Source organism: Yersinia frederiksenii ATCC 33641 (genome assembly GCF_000754805.1).
GTDB lineage: Bacteria > Pseudomonadota > Gammaproteobacteria > Enterobacterales > Enterobacteriaceae > Yersinia > Yersinia frederiksenii.
In genome coordinates this window covers 2489136-2508910 of record NZ_KN150731.1, presented here as the reverse complement: position 1 = coordinate 2508910, position 19775 = coordinate 2489136, and the positions used below count along the sequence as shown (strand labels likewise).

Genomic DNA, 19775 nt, shown 5'->3' with positions numbered 1-19775 from the left:
AAGGAGTGAAAAGTATTCAAACAGTAGAAAAAGGCGAAAAAAGAGTTGTGCAAAAAATTCGACTCCCTATAATGCGCATCCATCGAGACGGCACACAACGAATCAAGTAGTTAAGTGACCGGCAAAGAAAACAGAGAAATTCAACGAAATTAGTAGTTGACTCTGAATGAGGAAAGCGTAATATGCGCACCTCGCGTTACCAACCACCGGTTGCTAACGCACTGCTCTTTAACAATTTATCAGACAATCTGTGTGGGCACTCGCAAGACGATATCGAAGCCTGTTTCGGCAGGCAGAAGTAATATCAAAGTCTTGAAGAGTGACCAAAGCAGTACACATTTGAACTTCGGTTCGAATGCATATTTGCAGAAAGTAATCTTTGAGCATCGCTTTTAATTAAGCAAATCAAACAAATCTTAAATTGAAGAGTTTGATCATGGCTCAGATTGAACGCTGGCGGCAGGCCTAACACATGCAAGTCGAGCGGCAGCGGAAAGTAGTTTACTACTTTGCCGGCGAGCGGCGGACGGGTGAGTAATGTCTGGGAAACTGCCTGATGGAGGGGGATAACTACTGGAAACGGTAGCTAATACCGCATGACCTCGCAAGAGCAAAGTGGGGGACCTTCGGGCCTCACGCCATCGGATGTGCCCAGATGGGATTAGCTAGTAGGTGGGGTAATGGCTCACCTAGGCGACGATCCCTAGCTGGTCTGAGAGGATGACCAGCCACACTGGAACTGAGACACGGTCCAGACTCCTACGGGAGGCAGCAGTGGGGAATATTGCACAATGGGCGCAAGCCTGATGCAGCCATGCCGCGTGTGTGAAGAAGGCCTTCGGGTTGTAAAGCACTTTCAGCGAGGAGGAAGGGGTTGAGTTTAATACGCTCAATCATTGACGTTACTCGCAGAAGAAGCACCGGCTAACTCCGTGCCAGCAGCCGCGGTAATACGGAGGGTGCAAGCGTTAATCGGAATTACTGGGCGTAAAGCGCACGCAGGCGGTTTGTTAAGTCAGATGTGAAATCCCCGCGCTTAACGTGGGAACTGCATTTGAAACTGGCAAGCTAGAGTCTTGTAGAGGGGGGTAGAATTCCAGGTGTAGCGGTGAAATGCGTAGAGATCTGGAGGAATACCGGTGGCGAAGGCGGCCCCCTGGACAAAGACTGACGCTCAGGTGCGAAAGCGTGGGGAGCAAACAGGATTAGATACCCTGGTAGTCCACGCTGTAAACGATGTCGACTTGGAGGTTGTGCCCTTGAGGCGTGGCTTCCGGAGCTAACGCGTTAAGTCGACCGCCTGGGGAGTACGGCCGCAAGGTTAAAACTCAAATGAATTGACGGGGGCCCGCACAAGCGGTGGAGCATGTGGTTTAATTCGATGCAACGCGAAGAACCTTACCTACTCTTGACATCCACAGAACTTAGCAGAGATGCTTCGGTGCCTTCGGGAACTGTGAGACAGGTGCTGCATGGCTGTCGTCAGCTCGTGTTGTGAAATGTTGGGTTAAGTCCCGCAACGAGCGCAACCCTTATCCTTTGTTGCCAGCACGTAATGGTGGGAACTCAAAGGAGACTGCCGGTGACAAACCGGAGGAAGGTGGGGATGACGTCAAGTCATCATGGCCCTTACGAGTAGGGCTACACACGTGCTACAATGGCAGATACAAAGTGAAGCGAACTCGCGAGAGCAAGCGGACCACATAAAGTCTGTCGTAGTCCGGATTGGAGTCTGCAACTCGACTCCATGAAGTCGGAATCGCTAGTAATCGTAGATCAGAATGCTACGGTGAATACGTTCCCGGGCCTTGTACACACCGCCCGTCACACCATGGGAGTGGGTTGCAAAAGAAGTAGGTAGCTTAACCTTCGGGAGGGCGCTTACCACTTTGTGATTCATGACTGGGGTGAAGTCGTAACAAGGTAACCGTAGGGGAACCTGCGGTTGGATCACCTCCTTACCTAACGATACGCATTGCGTAGTGTCCACACAGATTGTCTGATGAATGTAAACGAGCAAGCGCACCTGTTGATGTCGTGAGTTTCGACTCATGCTGATACGAAACGGTTAGATTTCGGTTTAATCGGAATTTCGTGTCCCCATCGTCTAGAGGCCTAGGACACTGCCCTTTCACGGCTGTAACAGGGGTTCGAATCCCCTTGGGGACGCCAATCCGATAATGTGTGAAAGACATTATCACCGGTTCTTGATGAACCACAAAGTATCTTAAAGATGACTTTAACGAGTCGTGTTTAAGATATTGCTCTTTAACAATCTGGAACAAGCTGAAAATTGAAACATTACAGCTGAAACTTATCTCTCCGTAGCTGTACTGAGATAAGAAGTAACCTGTAATAGAGTCTCTCAAATAATCACAACGCAAGTTGTCGAAAGACACCTTCGGGTTGTGAGGTTAAGCGACTAAGCGTACACGGTGGATGCCTAGGCAGTCAGAGGCGATGAAGGGCGTGCTAATCTGCGAAAAGCGTCGGTAAGCTGATATGAAGCGTTACAACCGACGATACCCGAATGGGGAAACCCAGTGCAATTCGTTGCACTATTGCATGGTGAATACATAGCCATGCAAGGCGAACCGGGGGAACTGAAACATCTAAGTACCCCGAGGAAAAGAAATCAACCGAGATTCCCCCAGTAGCGGCGAGCGAACGGGGAGGAGCCCAGAGTCTGAATCAGTCTGTGTGTTAGTGGAAGCGTCTGGAAAGTCGCAGGGTACAGGGTGATACTCCCGTACACAAAAACACACTTACTGTGAACTCGATGAGTAGGGCGGGACACGTGACATCCTGTCTGAATATGGGGGGACCATCCTCCAAGGCTAAATACTCCTGACTGACCGATAGTGAACCAGTACCGTGAGGGAAAGGCGAAAAGAACCCCGGCGAGGGGAGTGAAATAGAACCTGAAACCGTGTACGTACAAGCAGTGGGAGCACCTTCGTGGTGTGACTGCGTACCTTTTGTATAATGGGTCAGCGACTTATATTTTGTAGCAAGGTTAACCGTATAGGGGAGCCGTAGGGAAACCGAGTCTTAACTGGGCGTCTAGTTGCAAGGTATAGACCCGAAACCCGGTGATCTAGCCATGGGCAGGTTGAAGGTTGGGTAACACTAACTGGAGGACCGAACCGACTAATGTTGAAAAATTAGCGGATGACTTGTGGCTGGGGGTGAAAGGCCAATCAAACCGGGAGATAGCTGGTTCTCCCCGAAAGCTATTTAGGTAGCGCCTCGTGAACTCATCTTCGGGGGTAGAGCACTGTTTCGGCTAGGGGGTCATCCCGACTTACCAAACCGATGCAAACTCCGAATACCGAAGAATGTTATCACGGGAGACACACGGCGGGTGCTAACGTCCGTCGTGAAGAGGGAAACAACCCAGACCGCCAGCTAAGGTCCCAAAGTCATGGTTAAGTGGGAAACGATGTGGGAAGGCATAGACAGCCAGGATGTTGGCTTAGAAGCAGCCATCATTTAAAGAAAGCGTAATAGCTCACTGGTCGAGTCGGCCTGCGCGGAAGATGTAACGGGGCTAAACCATGCACCGAAGCTGCGGCAGCGACACTTAGGTGTTGTTGGGTAGGGGAGCGTTCTGTAAGCCGTTGAAGGTGGACTGTGAGGTCTGCTGGAGGTATCAGAAGTGCGAATGCTGACATAAGTAACGATAATGCGGGTGAAAAACCCGCACGCCGGAAGACCAAGGGTTCCTGTCCAACGTTAATCGGGGCAGGGTGAGTCGACCCCTAAGGCGAGGCTGAAAAGCGTAGTCGATGGGAAACAGGTTAATATTCCTGTACTCGGTGTTACTGCGAAGGGGGGACGGAGAAGGCTAGGCTAGCCGGGCGACGGTTGTCCCGGTTTAAGCATGTAGGCGGAGTGACCTGGTAAATCCGGTTGCTTATCAACGCTGAGGTGTGATGACGATGCACTACGGTGCAGAAGTAGTTGATGCCAAGCTTCCAGGAAAAGCCTCTAAGCATCAGGTAACATTGAATCGTACCCCAAACCGACACAGGTGGTCAGGTAGAGAATACTCAGGCGCTTGAGAGAACTCGGGTGAAGGAACTAGGCAAAATGGTGCCGTAACTTCGGGAGAAGGCACGCTGGCATTAGGTAAAGAGACTTGCTCTCGTAGCCGAAGCCAGTCGCAGATACCAGCTGGCTGCAACTGTTTAATAAAAACACAGCACTGTGCAAACACGAAAGTGGACGTATACGGTGTGACGCCTGCCCGGTGCTGGAAGGTTAATTGATGGGGTCAGCCGCAAGGCGAAGCTCTTGATCGAAGCCCCAGTAAACGGCGGCCGTAACTATAACGGTCCTAAGGTAGCGAAATTCCTTGTCGGGTAAGTTCCGACCTGCACGAATGGCGTAATGATGGCCAGGCTGTCTCCACCCGAGACTCAGTGAAATTGAACTCGCTGTGAAGATGCAGTGTACCCGCGGCAAGACGGAAAGACCCCGTGAACCTTTACTATAGCTTGACACTGAACATTGAGCCTTGATGTGTAGGATAGGTGGGAGGCATCGAAGTGTGGACGCCAGTCTGCATGGAGCCAACCTTGAAATACCACCCTTTAATGTTTGATGTTCTAACTCGGCCCCGTGATCCGGGGTGAGGACAGTGTCTGGTGGGTAGTTTGACTGGGGCGGTCTCCTCCCAAAGAGTAACGGAGGAGCACGAAGGTTAGCTAATCACGGTCGGACATCGTGAGGTTAGTGCAAAGGCATAAGCTAGCTTGACTGCGAGAGTGACGGCTCGAGCAGGTACGAAAGTAGGTCTTAGTGATCCGGTGGTTCTGAATGGAAGGGCCATCGCTCAACGGATAAAAGGTACTCCGGGGATAACAGGCTGATACCGCCCAAGAGTTCATATCGACGGCGGTGTTTGGCACCTCGATGTCGGCTCATCACATCCTGGGGCTGAAGTAGGTCCCAAGGGTATGGCTGTTCGCCATTTAAAGTGGTACGCGAGCTGGGTTTAGAACGTCGTGAGACAGTTCGGTCCCTATCTGCCGTGGGCGTTGGAAGATTGAGAGGGGCTGCTCCTAGTACGAGAGGACCGGAGTGGACGAATCACTGGTGTTCGGGTTGTCATGCCAATGGCACTGCCCGGTAGCTAAATTCGGAAGAGATAACCGCTGAAAGCATCTAAGCGGGAAACTTGCCTCGAGATGAGTCTTCCCTGGGGCTTTAAGCCCCCTGAAGGAACGTTAAAGACTATGACGTTGATAGGCTGGGTGTGTAAGTGCAGCGATGCATTGAGCTAACCAGTACTAATGATCCGTGAGGCTTAACCTTACAACACCAAAGGTGTTTTTGTTATTTGAGAATTGATTTTCAGCGATGTTTACAGATTGAATTGGCTGGCTGCGTGATAGACATCATGTGGCGGGTTGATTGAAACAGAATTTGCCTGGCGGCCATAGCGCGGTGGACCCACCTGAACCCATGCCGAACTCAGAAGTGAAACGCCGTAGCGCCGATGGTAGTGTGGGGTCTCCCCATGCGAGAGTAGGACACTGCCAGGCATCAAATTTAGCGTGCTGATATGGCTCAGTTGGTAGAGCGCACCCTTGGTAAGGGTGAGGTCCCCAGTTCGACTCTGGGTATCAGCACCAGTTACATGGGTTAAAGTTCGGTAGTTGTAGAAAAGAATTTACCTGGCGGCAATAGCGCGGTGGTCCCACCTGACCCCATGCCGAACTCAGAAGTGAAACGCCGTAGCGCCGATGGTAGTGTGGGGTCTCCCCATGCGAGAGTAGGACACTGCCAGGTATCAAATCAAGTAAAGACCCCATGCCAAAAGCGTGGGGTTTTTGCTTTTCTGCTATCGAGTAAAATTCTATTGGTAATCCAAAGCAAACCCACTGTATCTACAGTGGGTTTTTGTGCTTTTCGGCATCTAAAATCATATGATGGCTATTTCCTATACTGTATATGCAGAAGTTTCAGCAATGAAACATTTTCAGATTGTTGTAGAACGCTCGACTTTTTATCAAAAAACCGCTATCTTCGGGCATCTAGAAGTCTAAACGTATAAGCGGATATATTGAGGATATAGGCATGCCAATTCGGGTCCCTGATGAATTACCAGCGGTGAGTTTCTTACGCAATGAGAATGTCTTTGTTATGACCTCATCACGTGCGAAAACTCAGGAAATTCGTCCCCTGAAGGTGTTGGTTTTGAATCTGATGCCTAAAAAAATTGAGACGGAAAATCAATTCCTACGTTTACTCTCTAACTCCCCACTGCAGATTGATATCCAGTTGCTGCGAATTGATAGTCGTGAGTCAAAAAACACGCCAGCTGAACATCTAAACAATTTCTATTGCGATTTTGAAGATATTCAAGAGCAAAACTTCGATGGACTGATTGTAACCGGTGCACCTTTGGGCTTGGTTGATTTCTGTGATGTTGCCTATTGGCCACAGATTGAACGTATTATCGCCTGGGCAAAAGCTCACGTTACCTCGACCTTATTTGTGTGTTGGGCGGTACAAGCGGCATTAAACATCTTATATGGTATCCCTAAGATGACGCGTGAGACAAAGCTCTCGGGCATTTACCAACACCAAACAGATAAGCCTTTAGCACTGTTGACGCGCGGCTTCGATGAGACATTCCTAGCCCCTCACTCGCGCTATGCGGATTTCCCGGTTGGGGTACTTGAGCAATATACCGACTTGGATATTTTGGTCTCTTCTGAAGAGGCCGGAGCTTACCTGTTTGCCAGTAAAGACAAGCGAGTTGCTTTTGTCACGGGTCATCCTGAATATGATGTCGACACTCTGGCAGGTGAATATCAGCGAGATCTGGTCGCAGGCCTAAACCCACAAGTTCCTCTCAATTATTTTCCAAATGACGATGCCTCTTTGCCACCAAAAGCATCCTGGCGTAGCCACGGGCATCTGTTATTTGCCAACTGGCTGAACTACTACGTTTACCAAATCACGCCATTTGATTTGCGCCACATGAACCCCACTCTCGACTGATTTTATCCCCCTCCAAATGTTAACAAAGGCGGCTGAATCGAGGCCGCCGGCCTATTTCCCCTTCTGATATACCCCATTCTTCCTAGTCTTAACTGGTCTGATCTCTTTGTGAAACAATAAGTTACCTTGAAAAAATAGAAGTAATGGAAGCTGATTCCTGTCTATCCAATTAACGATATCATGTTAACAATATGATAAATAAAGATTAAAAAAATATTTTAAATAAAAATAGGAAATCGTTTTTGTATTTTCATAATTAATTGATTATTCTTAGTGCTGTCGGGGTGAAAAATGACCATAAAATCTGACCTTCAATTTCCGGTTAGAACGCATTACCTGATACGAATCCAAGAGTGACGCTACATTAGCGTTGATGTGAAAGTCGTGAGATTGGGAAGGGGAAGGGCAATGACACAACAGTTAGTCGGCACGGAGTTAGTTTTCACCCAGCATTTTAATGCTGCAGAGCGACAGGTTTTGCCGGATGAGGCCATCGAATTCTTAACTGAATTAGTGGTGAAATTTGCAGAGCCCCGTAGCAAACTCCTTGCTGCACGGGCATCCTGGCAGCAGGCCATTGATCAAGGCGCATTACCTGATTTCATTTCGGAAACCAATTCCATTCGTGAAGGTGACTGGAGAATTCAAGGGATTCCCGCTGACTTACGCGATCGTCGGGTCGAGATCACAGGGCCAGTTGAGCGCAAAATGGTCATTAACGCTCTCAATGCTAATGTAAAAGTTTTTATGGCTGATTTTGAAGATTCGCTGGCTCCAAGTTGGGACAAAGTTATCGATGGTCAGATTAACCTGCACGATGCGGTAAAAGGCACTATTTCATATGCCAATGAATCCGGCAAAATTTATCAATTAAAGCCTAACCCAGCGGTATTGATTGCTCGTGTTCGCGGTCTGCATTTGCCAGAAAAACATGTGAAGTGGCAGGGAGAAGCTATTCCTGGTGGCTTGTTCGATTTCGCTTTGTATTTCTACCATAACTATAAGCAATTACTGGCCAATGGCAGCGGCCCTTATTTCTATTTGCCGAAGATGCAGTCTTATCAAGAAGCCGCTTGGTGGAGTGATGTTTTCACCTTTACCGAGCAGCGTTTCGATCTGCCGCAAGGCACCATTAAAGCCACGGTGTTAATTGAAACCTTGCCAGCGGTATTCCAGATGGACGAGATTCTTTATCACTTGCGCCATCATATTGTGGGGCTGAATTGCGGCCGCTGGGACTATATTTTCAGCTATATCAAAACGTTGAAGAACCACAGTGATCGTGTCCTGCCTGACCGTCAGTCGGTCACCATGACCAAACCGTTCCTGAGTGCATATTCCCGCTTGCTGATTAAAACCTGCCATAAACGCGGCGCTTTGGCGATGGGTGGCATGGCAGCTTTTATCCCTAATAAAGATCCGGTTCAAAATGCGTTGGTGTTGGATAAAGTCCGTGCCGACAAAGAGTTAGAAGCCAGCAATGGTCACGACGGCACATGGGTCGCTCATCCGGGGCTAGCCGACACTGTGATGGCGGTGTTTAACCAGGTTTTGGGCGACCGGCCTAATCAATTAGAAGTGACTCGCGAGCAAGACAAACCCATCACTGCCGCTGAGTTACTTGAGCCTTGTAGCGGCGAGCGCACTGAAGAAGGAATGCGAGCCAATATCCGGGTAGCGGTGCAATACATCGAAGCATGGATATCCGGCAATGGCTGCGTACCGATTTATGGCCTGATGGAAGATGCAGCGACGGCAGAGATTTCCCGTACTTCTATCTGGCAATGGATACATCACCAGAAGAGCCTCAGTAATGGTCAGACGGTGACCAAAGAACTGTTCCGCAGCATGTTGAGTGAAGAAATGCAGGTAGTGAAGCTTGAACTTGGCGCAGAGCGTTTTGATGGTGGGCGGTTTGAAGAGGCCGCGCGTCTGATGGAGCGAATTACAACACAAGACGAGCTTATCGACTTCCTGACGTTGCCAGGCTACGCATTGTTAGCCTGAGACGACAGCCTATTTAACCCTACAAAATTAAATAATAAGGAATATCACCATGACTACCTCTCGTACTCAACAAATTCAGCAGTTGGAAGAAGAATGGAAATCACCGCGCTGGAAAGGCATTACCCGCCCCTATAGTGCAGAAGAAGTGATCAAGTTACGCGGTTCAGTTAACCCGGAATGCACACTGGCGCAGCACGGCGCTAAAAGATTATGGGAATTGCTGCACGGCAAATCGCGTAAAGGCTATATCAACTGCCTGGGGGCATTAACCGGCGGTCAGGCATTGCAACAGGCGAAAGCCGGTGTTGAAGCAATCTATCTGTCGGGTTGGCAGGTGGCGGCGGATGCCAATACCGCCTCCAGCATGTATCCAGACCAGTCCTTATACCCGGTCGACTCTGTTCCTGCGGTGGTTAAACGTATTAATAACAGTTTCCGTCGCGCAGATCAGATTCAGTGGTCGAATAATATTGAGCCGGGCAGCAAAGGCTATACCGACTATTTCCTGCCAATTGTCGCGGATGCCGAGGCCGGTTTTGGTGGGGTACTGAATGCATTTGAATTGATGAAAACGATGATTGAGGCGGGCGCTGCTGGTGTGCATTTTGAAGACCAACTGGCCGCGGTGAAGAAATGTGGTCATATGGGGGGTAAAGTTTTGGTTCCTACCCAAGAGGCGATTCAGAAGCTGGTTGCTGCCCGCTTAGCAGCTGATGTTCTGGGTGTCCCGACTTTGCTGATTGCACGCACTGATGCCGATGCGGCTGATTTACTGACATCTGATTGTGACCCTTATGACAGCGAATTTATTACGGGCGGTCGCACTGCTGAAGGCTTCTTCCGGACTCATGCCGGCATTGAGCAAGCTATCAGCCGTGGTCTGGCCTATGCCCCTTATGCCGATTTGGTATGGTGTGAAACCTCAACGCCAGATTTGGCGCTGGCCAAACGTTTTGCTGAGGCTGTCCACGCTAAATTCCCAGGTAAGTTATTGGCTTATAACTGCTCGCCATCATTTAACTGGAAGAAGAATCTGACTGATCAGCAGATTGCCAGCTTCCAGGATGACCTGTCTGCCATGGGTTACAAATACCAGTTTATTACACTGGCAGGCATCCACAGCATGTGGTTCAACATGTTCGACCTGGCCCATGCTTATGCACAGGGTGAGGGCATGAAACACTATGTTGAGAAAGTACAACAGCCAGAGTTTGCTTCTGTTGAGCGCGGCTATACATTCGCATCCCATCAGCAAGAAGTCGGTACCGGCTACTTTGATAAAGTTACCAATATCATTCAGGGTGGCGAATCATCAGTCACAGCATTGACCGGTTCGACGGAAGAGCAGCAGTTTTAATTTGCTGACGAAGTGAGGGTGTGGCGTTATCGAGAGCCTGCTTATGCAGGCTCTGTTCCGTATGGCGGGGGTGAGCATGGTGGCAAAGTTGGAACAATTAATCGCTCAGACAATTTTGCAGGGATTCGATGCGCAATATGGCCGCTTTTTAGAGGTCACAGCCGGTGCTCAGCATCGCTTCGAGCAAGCCGACTGGCAAGCAGTACAACAGGCGATGAAAAAGCGAATTCACCTCTATGATCACCATGTCGGTCTGGTGGTTGAACAACTGAAACATATCACCGACCAACGCTGCTTTGATGTGGCGTTTTTGGCTCGGGTAAAAGAAATTTATACCGGACTATTACCGGATTATCCGCGCTTTGAGATAGCCGAGAGCTTTTTTAATTCGGTTTATTGCCGGTTGTTCAAGCATCGAGATTTAACACCCGATAAATTATTTGTTTTTAGCTCGCAACCCGAGCGGCGTTTTCGCGAGATTCCACGTCCTTTAGCGCGAGATTTCTCCCCGAACGGTAATTTGAGTGACATGTTACAGATGGTACTCAATGACTTACCTCTACGTTTACCGTGGGAAAATCTCCCGCGTGATATTGATTATATTGTTGCGGCACTGCGGCAAAATTTTACGGATAATCAACTGGTTGATGCGCAGTTTCAAATTGCTAATGAGCTGTTTTACCGCAATAAAGCTGCCTGGCTGGTAGGGAAGCTACGACTGGCGGAGGACATTTATCCATTCCTGCTGCCTATCCATCACAATGAGTCTGGTGCGCTATTTATTGATACCTGTTTAACCAGCAAGGCAGAGGCCAGCATTGTATTTGGTTTTGCCCGCTCTTATTTCATGGTGTATGCGCCACTGCCCGCGGCAATGGTGGAGTGGCTGCGGGAAATATTACCCGGTAAATCAACCGCTGAGCTGTATATGGCGATTGGTTGCCAGAAGCACGGTAAAACCGAAAGTTATCGTGAATACCTAACATTTGTTCATCAGTCCAGTGAGCAGTTTATTATTGCACCCGGAGTCAAAGGTATGGTGATGTTGGTGTTTACCCTGCCGTCATTTGACCGAGTGTTTAAGGTGATAAAAGATCAGTTTGCACCGCAAAAAGAGGTCAGTCAGGCACGAGTGTTAGAATGCTATCAATTGGTGAAAGAGCATGATCGGGTAGGACGCATGGCGGATACTCAAGAGTATGAGAATTTTGTCATTGATAAGCATCGTATTAGCCCCGAATTGCTGGCGGAATTACAGCGGGAAGTGCCGGAAAAACTGGAAGATTTAGGTGACCAAATCATCATTAAGCACCTGTATATGGAGCGGCGGATGACGCCATTAAATCTCTATATGGAGCTGGCGGATGATCAGCAGTTGAAAGATGCTATCGAAGAATATGGCAATGCCATTAAGCAATTGGCGGCGGCAAATATCTTCCCCGGAGACATGTTGTTTAAGAACTTCGGCGTGACTCGTCATGGGCGCGTGGTGTTCTACGATTATGATGAAATTTGTTATATGACTGAGGTGAATTTCCGCGATATCCCTCCTCCGCGCTATCCGGAAGATGAGATGGCCAGTGAGCCGTGGTATAGCGTGTCACCCAATGATGTCTTCCCGGAGGAGTTTCGTCATTTCCTCTGTAACGATCGGAAAGTCCGACATTTTTTTGAAGAGATGCACAGCGACCTGTTCCATGCCAGTTATTGGCGCGGTTTACAGCAGCGTATTCGGGATGGGCATGTGGAGGATGTTTTTGCCTATCGGAAGAAAAAACGTTTCTCACAGCGGGTGTTAAATTAGCGGTTACTGCGCTTTACCATTTTAGAATTGGGCTGTGCTCAAAATCCTCACGTACTCCGTATGTAGGCTCATTCATAGTGGTGAGGATAGGCAGAAAAGTAAAGCGCCAGCGCCTACAAGGCTGTATTTACGGCGTTTTTACTCTCTGCCTATTCTCTCCGTTGTCTACGATTAGATTAATTATTAATTCAGGCGCTCAATAATCATCGCCGTACCTTGTCCTCCACCAATGCACAGTGTGGCAAGCCCCAAGGTTTTATCGCGGGCTTGCAAGGCATGGAGCAACGTGACCAGAATACGCGCGCCACTGGCCCCAATAGGGTGGCCCAGCGCGATTGCACCGCCATTGACGTTTACTTTTTCTGCCTCGAATCCTAGCGTTTTCCCCACCGCCAAAAATTGTGCGGCGAAAGCTTCGTTGGCTTCAATCAAATCAATATCTGATAGTGTCAGCCCGGTTTTCTTCAGCACATTCAGTGTTGCCGGTACTGGCCCCATTCCCATTAGGGCTGGAGCGACGCCGCCGCTGGCATAGCCACGGATGCGAGCCAGTGGTGTTAAGCCTAGCTGTTTGGCGCGGCTTTCCGACATCACCACCAATGCTGCTGCTCCATCATTGATACCGGAAGCATTACCTGCGGTTACGCTGCCCTCTTTGCTAAACGCTGGGCGTAATTTAGCCAGACCTTCCGCCGTAGTCCCGGCTTTCGGGAACTCATCGGTAGCGACGATAATATCGCCTTTCCTGTTTTTCACCGTCACCGGCACGATCTCTTTGGCAAAAGCACCGTTTGAGATTGCGGCCACAGCTTTCTGCTGTGAGGCGAGCGCCAGTGCATCTTGTGCCTCACGGGTAATGTCATACTCCTGCGCGACATTCTCCGCCGTGATACCCATGTGGTAATCATGGGTGGCGCACATCAAACCGTCTTTTAAGATCACATCAAATAACTGGCCGTCACCTAGCCGATAACCCCAACGCGCCTTACTATCCATCAGATAAGGTGCCTGGCTCATATTCTCCATACCGCCAGCAAGAATGGTTTGTGCATCACCCGCCAGAATAGCCTGAGCCGCTAATGCCACGCTTTTCAAACCTGAGCCACAAACTTTATTCACGGTATAAGCGCTGACGCTGTCAGGTATGCCGCTTTTTAGCAGGGCTTGGCGCGCCGGGTTTTGCCCCAATCCTGCCTGAAGCACATTGCCTAAGATAACTTCATCAACATGGTCGCCACTGATACCGGCGCGAGTCATGGCTTCACGCAGTACGATGGCACCTAAATCCACCGCGCTGACCGGCGCTAATGCACCATTGAAGCTGCCAATTGCGGTACGAACGGCACTGACAATAACGATACTGTCCATAAATCAATTCCTTATATGACGACGCTAGAATAGGGTGAGGCCGATAATGAAGATGACGCCCGAGAACAGCAGGGCGGTGACGCAGTAGCCCATGATGTCCCGGACCCCCAAACCGGCAATGGCCAATGCGGGAAGCGCCCAGAAAGGTTGCGCCATGTTCATCCACTGCTCGCCATAGGCAATCGCCATCACGGATTTACCTAAATCAGCCCCCAGAGCTTGCGCCGCAGGCATCACGAATGGCCCTTGAATGACCCAGTGACCGCCACCGGATGGCACGGCGAAGTTAATCAGTGCCGAGCTAAAGAAGGTCATAATCGGGAAGGTGTCTTTGTTGGCGACGTTGATGAAGAACTCGGTAATCAGGCCACCAAGCCCGGAGTGCTCCATCATGAGTTGGATACCGGCATAGAATGGGAACTGAACCAAGATTCCCGCCGTACTTTTGGCCGCCGCAGAGATAGCGCGCATATAGGCCATCGGGGTTTTGTGCAGCAAAATACCGGCAATCATAAACATCATGTTCACGGTATTAATGGTGATATTGAAGCCTTTTTCCCAGAAGTTCATCCCCAGATAGGCAATACCCAGCGCACCGATAATAAAGGCAATAATGCGGCTCTCTTCCATCTTTTCCGCAATCGGCGCATCAGCAGATAAGGTTTTCTGGAAGCTGGGTTCTTCTGCCAGTAACGCCGGGTCAACACTGACGACTTCATGTGGTTTTGGCACCATCATGCGGGTCACGAAAGGCATGACGAGGATCAGCCCTAGCGTGATGAACAGGTTGTAACCGGTGAAAAGTGTGTCTGAAACGGGAATCAAGCCGGCGATATGTTCTACTGGGTTACCCGGCGTGGCAGCCAGTAATGGCATGGAGCCAGAGAAGCCTCCCCCCCAGGTCAGAAAGCCGATATATGCACAGGCAATTAGTAGCGGATAATCAGAGCCAGGAACACGGCGCGCCACTTCACGGGCGAACATCGCGCCGACCACTAAACCAAACCCCCAGTTGATGACGCAGGCCACCGAACCGAGGAAGGTCACTAACATTACCCCCTGAGCCGGTGTTTTAGCGACGGAGGCAGTGAGTGTCAGGATTCGCTTGACCGGTGCCGAGGTTGCCAACGCATGGCCGGTGACGATGATCAGTGCCATCTGCATGCCGAAGCCCAGTAGATTCCAGAAGCCATCACCCCACATATGCACCATTTCAACCGGCGTATGTGGGGTTAATGCCAGCGCGATACCAAAAGTCAGCATCGTCAGCAGCATGGCGAAAATCAGTGGATCGGGCAGATAACGGCTAACAAAACCGGTTAAAAAGCGGGAGATACGGCCAATCATACAGCACCTTCCTCTACCGCGACCGGCATCACTTTGAAGTCCGGTGCGACTGAGAACTCAGCATCCGTCTTGGCTGAAATAGTCTCCAGTGAGACGCCCGGTGCATGTTCTTTCAGTACCAACTTGCCTTGTTCAAAGCTGAAAACGGCCAGTTCGGTGACGACCATGCTGACTTTGTTTTTAGCAGTGAGTGGCAGTGAGCAGTGTTTGAGAAGTTTGGATGAGCCATCTTTTGCACTATGTTCCATGGCAATGATGACCCTGCGCGCCCCAGTGACCAGATCCATCGCGCCACCCATGCCGGGGACCATTTTCCCTGGAACCATCCAGTTAGCGAGGTTGGCCTTTTGATCAACTTGCAAGCCGCCGAGCACACTGACATCAACATGGCCGCCGCGAATCAGAGCAAAGGAAAATGCGCTGTCGAAGGCAGCACCGCCCGGTAAAATGCCACAAGGTAAGCCGCCAGCATTGACCAGGTTGGGGTGTGCTTCGGTAACCGGGGCTAAGCCGAGAAAACCATTCTCAGATTGCAGGGTTATATGAATATCAGTAGGTAAATAATTGACCACCTGAGTCGGTAGCCCAATCCCCAAATTCACAATGTCCCCATCATGCAGCTCAAGGGCAACGCGGCGAGCGATAAGTTCTTTAGCGTTCATTATTGGTTCTCCTGCGGGCAGACAATGTGGTCAATTAATGCGGCGGGGGTGATGACGCAATCAGGGGGAATACTGCCGATATCAACTACAGACTCAGGTTCGGCAATAACAATGTCAGCGGCCAGCGCCATCAGTGGGTTGAAGTTACGGGCACTTAATTGGTAGGTCAGGTTGCCCTGATAGTCGCTAAGATGGGCGCGCACCAGTGCCAAGTCGGCTCGCAAAGGCAGCTCCAGCAGATATTCAATATCATTCAGGACTATCTTTTGTTTCCCTTCTTCGACCACGGTTCCCACCCCGGTCGGCGTCAGAAAGCCGCCAAGACCAGCACCGCCGCAACGGATGCGCTCCGCCAGTGAACCTTGTGGGACTAACTCAACGTCCATTTCACCCGAGATCATCCGGCGACCGGTTTCCGGGTTGGTGCCGATGTGTGAAGCAATGACTTTCTTCACTCTGCCACTGGCCACTAACGGCCCGACGCCGGTATCGACGAAAGCGGTATCGGTAGTAATGAGGGTCAGATCTTTAACATGCGAATTCAGCAATGCCGAAATAAGGCGGGGTGGCGCGCCAACTCCCATAAAACCGCCAATCATAATGGTCATGCCATCACGGAAATATTCAGCTGCTTGCTCAATATCAATGAGTTTTCTTTTCATGGTTATCCCTTATATTTGATACTAAAAAATAGTTTCAATTAAGGAATTGCAACGACCATGCCAATCAATATGTTATTATTTATATTGGATAGAAAATAATTAACTCGCTGATATCGGTTGGGTTAATTTAAATATTATTTAAATAGTTAATAAAATGTGAGTGTAATTAACAAGGAGGTGTGCAATTTCTTGCACAGGGGTGCACATTTTGTTTCTCTAATTTTGAATAAAATAAATATAAATGGCACAGTTAATATTTATTTATATATTATCCTGAGACTGCTGGGATTGTGAACCAATGCGATACTCTTGTAGTTTATACATCAGCGCCCGCCGGCTGATGCCTAATGCTCGTGCAGTTTGCACTCGATTATCCTGATTGTTTTGCAGTGCGGCACAGATAAGCTCGCGTTCATAAGCTTTCATATTTTCTTTTAAATTTAATCCCTGCTCGGCAAAGATGCCGCGGCTGATATTGGGTTGGGTTTGCTGTTTTTGCTGCAAATGTTCCGGTAAATCATCAGGGAAGATGATAAATCCAGTACTCATGATCACTGCCCGCTCAATGGCATTAGATAGCTCTCTGATATTACCCGGCCATGGATAAGCATCTAATATTGCTTGCGCGCTGGCATCTATCTCAATGATTTCTTTGCTATTTTCAGCATTAAATTTTTGTAAGAAATGTCGAGCTAACAAGGGGATATCTTCCGGTCTTTCCCGCAGCGGGAGAGGGGAAAGATGGATGACATTCAGGCGGTAAAAGAGGTCTTGGCGGAATTCCCCCTGTTCGACCATGGCGGCTAAATTCCGGTTGGTTGCAGCAATAAGACGGATGTCTGTTTTAATGGTCTGACTGCCGCCCAGTCGCTCAAACTCTTTCTCTTGCAGTACCCGCAGCAGTTTGACTTGCAGGTTGGGCGGCATTTCACCCACTTCATCAAGTAACAATGTTCCTTGGTTTGCCCGCTCAAACAGACCTTGACGTTGCATATGCGCGCCAGTAAAAGCCCCTTTCTCATGACCGAACAGTTCACTTTCTAATAAGGATTCTGGCAACGCGCCGCAGTTAATTTTGATGAATGGCCCTTTAGCTCGTGGGCTATTATAGTGAATAGCTTTAGCAATCAATTCCTTACCGGTGCCACTTTCACCGGTTATCAAAACACTGGCATGGCTCATGGCGATTTTTGCTGTGTCGCGGCAAAGCTCCATCATTTTGGCACTATTCGTCAGTAACCTGCCCCACTGATAACTGTCTGATAGGGCTCGATGCAGGCGATTGATTTCTTGTTTCATCTCCTGCAACTGCATGGCACGGCTGATAATAATTTTCAGCTCATCCAAATCAAATGGCTTAATCACATAGTCGAATGCCCCCAGCCGCAGGGCTTCAACTGCGGTTTCGACTGCGGCATAAGCGGTCATCAGTATGACCGGTGTTTCTTGTCGGATTTGCCGCATGACTTGCAGCGCTTCAAGCCCACTGACTTTTGGCATTCGGATATCCATGAGCACAATATCTGGGGCTTGCTGTTTGAATAACTCCAATGCATGCTGACCGTCAGCGGCACAGAGGGGTTGATGACCATCCAGACTAAAAACGGTAGTTAACATGCGGCGAACATTTTCTTCATCATCAACAATCAGAATACGATAGGATTTTTTCATAATAGATTTCCTGCGCCATGCTTCACTGGCAGTATAATTATAAATGTGGTTCCTTTATTAGGCTGACTTTCTAACCTAATATCGCCGTCGTGGGAAGCAATAATGCGCTGACTGATGGATAATCCCAATCCGGTTCCCGAAGGTTTAGTGGTATAAAAAGGATCGAAAACTTTCGCTTTAATATCCTCTGCAATACCGCAGCCATTATCCTGAATAGTTATTTGTTGATAGTTATCATCCAGAGCTTGGGTAGAGATAATAATTTCCCCTCTGGCTACAATAGACTGAACCGCATTAATCAGTATATTCAGTAAAACTTGTTTTAATAACTCGCCATCGGCTTCAATATCACTTAAGTTTTCATCTAACTGAACATGAAAATCAACTCTGGCTTCCACGCCTTTAGTTTTTACCAAAATCAGACTTTCTCTAATAATCTGATTCAAATTAACCTGATGATAGCGGCCAATACGCGGGCGGGAGAAGTCGAGCAATTGCTGAATCACCCGATTAATCGATTGCACTTCTTTTAAAATGATATGGGTATATTCCAGCCGTTGTGGATCTTTTTCACTGTCTTTAAGGATCTGAACAAACCCGCTAATGGCGGTGAGTGGGTTGCGAACTTCATGAGCGACCCCAGCCATTAACTCCCCTAAAGTGGCCAGCCGTTCGGCTTGTTCAATGCGACGTTGCACCTCTTTTTTCGCCGTTAAATCCGTGAATATAGCTAGCGCTCCTAGCGTTTCACCTTGTGCATTACGTAACTGACTGGTACTGATGCTGAGCTGAATGGTGCGGTTTTTACCGGGATAGTCAATTTCCAGCGCCACATGTTTGATGCCACGAAATAGGGTGTCCAGTACCGGGCTGTCGAAATCGACTTTCTCAAATACCTCGGCATAAGGCTTACCTATCAGTTCTTTGCGGCTGTAACCGGTGATGATTTCACCTGCCGGGTTTATCATGGTGACGCAGCCTTTTATATCCACCGAAATAACACCGTCGGCTGCACTTTCAAGAATTAATTCATTGAGGGTCTTAGTCTCTCGCAGTGCTCGGGATAAGGCATTAACACTGTCAGATATTTCCCCCATTTCGCCCTTCATGGCGGGGAGTTCGGTATTTAAATTCAGAGACAAATTGGTCAAACTGGATTTGATAATATCGATATCTGAGGCAAAACGGCGTGAAAAGGCAATAATCAGCCATAAGCTCAGCAATAAGCCAATACTGATCACCGCGATGATTTTGATATCCATGGACAGCGCTTGGCGGTCAATGTCATTTGACAGTTCGTTGGCCCAGATATAACCCAGGATTTGGTTATCACGCTTGATAGGTATCATGGCATTCATAATGTTGCCACGAACCTGAGTACCGCTGCTGACCAGCGGCTTGCCGCTCGCCATCACTTCATGGCCGGGGTGATCAAGATTAATCGTAATACCGACGGCATTGCCGTATTGCGCCTGTGGGGCGTAGGTAATAATGGCGTCTAAGGCTTTATTATAGTAACCGGCACCGACCCCCGAAAAAGCCCGGGTGATTTCATCGGTAACCGGCGCCAGGTGCTGGTTCAAAGCTTGAATGCGCTGCTCTCTGGGCAGGTCAGGATAGAGGGAAAAACTATCTGCCAGCGCATTATCCAGCAAGGTTGTGACGGCAAACAGCTTGGCTTTCTTCTCCTGTAGCAGGGCATCGCGTCCCTCTGCCTCGACCAGATAACCGATGACTAAGGTCGGCAGAGAAACCATAATTATTGCCAGAACAATCATTTTGCTCCGCAACGTATGGGGGAGCAATTTGGGGATAAATGTCTTTAAACCTGGCAATAATGAATACATACAGACCAAATCCTGGCGTTATCGTCAGTCGGTCAG

At 49.0% G+C, this 19775-nt stretch carries 10 protein-coding genes, 2 tRNA genes and 4 rRNA genes; 10 read left to right on the top strand and 6 right to left on the bottom strand.

Features of this window, described 5'->3' with window-relative positions:
* The first annotated feature begins 418 nt into the window (after positions 1–418).
* The 10 genes from DJ58_RS10655 (at position 419) to aceK (ending at position 12182) form a co-directional block, all read left to right on the top strand.
* A 16S ribosomal RNA gene (locus DJ58_RS10655) occupies positions 419–1961 on the top strand.
* A gap of 135 nt (positions 1962–2096) precedes the next feature.
* A tRNA-Glu gene (locus DJ58_RS10660) sits at positions 2097–2172 on the top strand.
* Positions 2173–2412: 240 nt separating this feature from the next.
* Positions 2413–5319: ribosomal RNA gene (locus DJ58_RS10665) — 23S ribosomal RNA — on the top strand.
* 114 nt (positions 5320–5433) lie between these two features.
* A 5S ribosomal RNA gene (gene rrf / locus DJ58_RS10670) occupies positions 5434–5549 on the top strand.
* A 14-nt stretch (positions 5550–5563) separates the two neighbouring features.
* Positions 5564–5639: transfer RNA gene (locus DJ58_RS10675), tRNA-Thr, on the top strand.
* Positions 5640–5680: 41 nt separating this feature from the next.
* A 5S ribosomal RNA gene (gene rrf, locus DJ58_RS10680) occupies positions 5681–5796 on the top strand.
* Together the 16S, 23S and 5S rRNA genes with 2 tRNA genes alongside form the textbook arrangement of a ribosomal RNA operon.
* 288 nt (positions 5797–6084) lie before the next feature.
* A complete protein-coding gene (metA, locus tag DJ58_RS10685; protein ID WP_004711266.1) occupies positions 6085–7014 on the top strand; it encodes a homoserine O-acetyltransferase MetA in 930 nt (309 codons plus the stop codon).
* Positions 7015–7422: 408 nt separating this feature from the next.
* Positions 7423–9021, top strand: a complete 1599-nt coding sequence (aceB, locus tag DJ58_RS10690) for a malate synthase A (RefSeq protein WP_004711264.1) — start codon at positions 7423–7425, stop codon at positions 9019–9021.
* A 49-nt stretch (positions 9022–9070) separates the two neighbouring features.
* On the top strand, positions 9071–10378 hold the full coding sequence (aceA, locus tag DJ58_RS10695) for an isocitrate lyase (protein WP_004711263.1): 1308 nt from the start codon (positions 9071–9073) through the stop codon (positions 10376–10378).
* Between the two features lie 76 nt (positions 10379–10454).
* Positions 10455–12182 (top strand): bifunctional isocitrate dehydrogenase kinase/phosphatase, encoded by a 1728-nt coding sequence (gene aceK / locus DJ58_RS10700; protein WP_032911633.1) that lies wholly within the window; start codon positions 10455–10457, stop codon positions 12180–12182.
* 183 nt (positions 12183–12365) lie between these two features.
* On the opposite strand, the gene DJ58_RS10705 is transcribed toward aceK, so the two are convergent.
* From DJ58_RS10705 to atoS, 6 genes are all read right to left on the bottom strand, one after another.
* Positions 12366–13550, bottom strand: a complete 1185-nt coding sequence (locus DJ58_RS10705; protein WP_004711258.1) for an acetyl-CoA C-acetyltransferase — start codon at positions 13548–13550, stop codon at positions 12366–12368.
* Between the two features lie 24 nt (positions 13551–13574).
* A complete protein-coding gene (locus DJ58_RS10710; protein WP_032911628.1) occupies positions 13575–14897 on the bottom strand; it encodes a TIGR00366 family protein in 1323 nt (440 codons plus the stop codon).
* Positions 14894–15559, bottom strand: a complete 666-nt coding sequence (locus tag DJ58_RS10715) for a 3-oxoacid CoA-transferase subunit B (protein ID WP_004711254.1) — start codon at positions 15557–15559, stop codon at positions 14894–14896. The genes DJ58_RS10710 and DJ58_RS10715 overlap by 4 nt, the downstream gene beginning before the upstream one ends.
* Entirely contained in the window at positions 15559–16221 is a 663-nt protein-coding gene (gene atoD, locus DJ58_RS10720) for an acetate CoA-transferase subunit alpha (protein ID WP_032911627.1), read from the bottom strand. Before atoD ends, DJ58_RS10715 begins: the two co-directional genes overlap by 1 nt.
* A gap of 261 nt (positions 16222–16482) precedes the next feature.
* Positions 16483–17892, bottom strand: a complete 1410-nt coding sequence (atoC, locus tag DJ58_RS10725; RefSeq protein WP_032911626.1) for an acetoacetate metabolism transcriptional regulator AtoC — start codon at positions 17890–17892, stop codon at positions 16483–16485.
* Positions 17889–19739 carry a two-component system sensor histidine kinase AtoS gene (gene atoS / locus DJ58_RS10730; RefSeq protein ID WP_032911625.1) on the bottom strand — a complete coding sequence of 617 codons (1851 nt, stop codon included), beginning with the start codon at positions 19737–19739 and terminating at the stop codon, positions 17889–17891. Before atoS ends, atoC begins: the two co-directional genes overlap by 4 nt.
* Between the last annotated feature and the right edge of the window lie 36 nt (positions 19740–19775).

Bases quoted from the DNA above. Each gene is read 5' to 3' on its own strand.
- atoD (WP_032911627.1), bottom strand. From the start codon at position 16,221: ATGAAAAGAAAACTCATTGATATTGAGCAAGCAGCTGAATATTTCCGT.
- aceB (WP_004711264.1), top strand. From the start codon at position 7,423: ATGACACAACAGTTAGTCGGCACGGAGTTAGTTTTCACCCAGCATTTT.
- DJ58_RS10715 (WP_004711254.1), bottom strand. From the start codon at position 15,559: ATGAACGCTAAAGAACTTATCGCTCGCCGCGTTGCCCTTGAGCTGCAT.
- DJ58_RS10710 (WP_032911628.1), bottom strand. From the start codon at position 14,897: ATGATTGGCCGTATCTCCCGCTTTTTAACCGGTTTTGTTAGCCGTTAT.
- atoC (WP_032911626.1), bottom strand. From the start codon at position 17,892: ATGAAAAAATCCTATCGTATTCTGATTGTTGATGATGAAGAAAATGTT.
- aceA (WP_004711263.1), top strand. From the start codon at position 9,071: ATGACTACCTCTCGTACTCAACAAATTCAGCAGTTGGAAGAAGAATGG.
- aceK (WP_032911633.1), top strand. From the start codon at position 10,455: ATGGTGGCAAAGTTGGAACAATTAATCGCTCAGACAATTTTGCAGGGA.
- atoS (WP_032911625.1), bottom strand. From the start codon at position 19,739: ATGTATTCATTATTGCCAGGTTTAAAGACATTTATCCCCAAATTGCTC.
- metA (WP_004711266.1), top strand. From the start codon at position 6,085: ATGCCAATTCGGGTCCCTGATGAATTACCAGCGGTGAGTTTCTTACGC.
- DJ58_RS10705 (WP_004711258.1), bottom strand. From the start codon at position 13,550: ATGGACAGTATCGTTATTGTCAGTGCCGTTCGTACCGCAATTGGCAGC.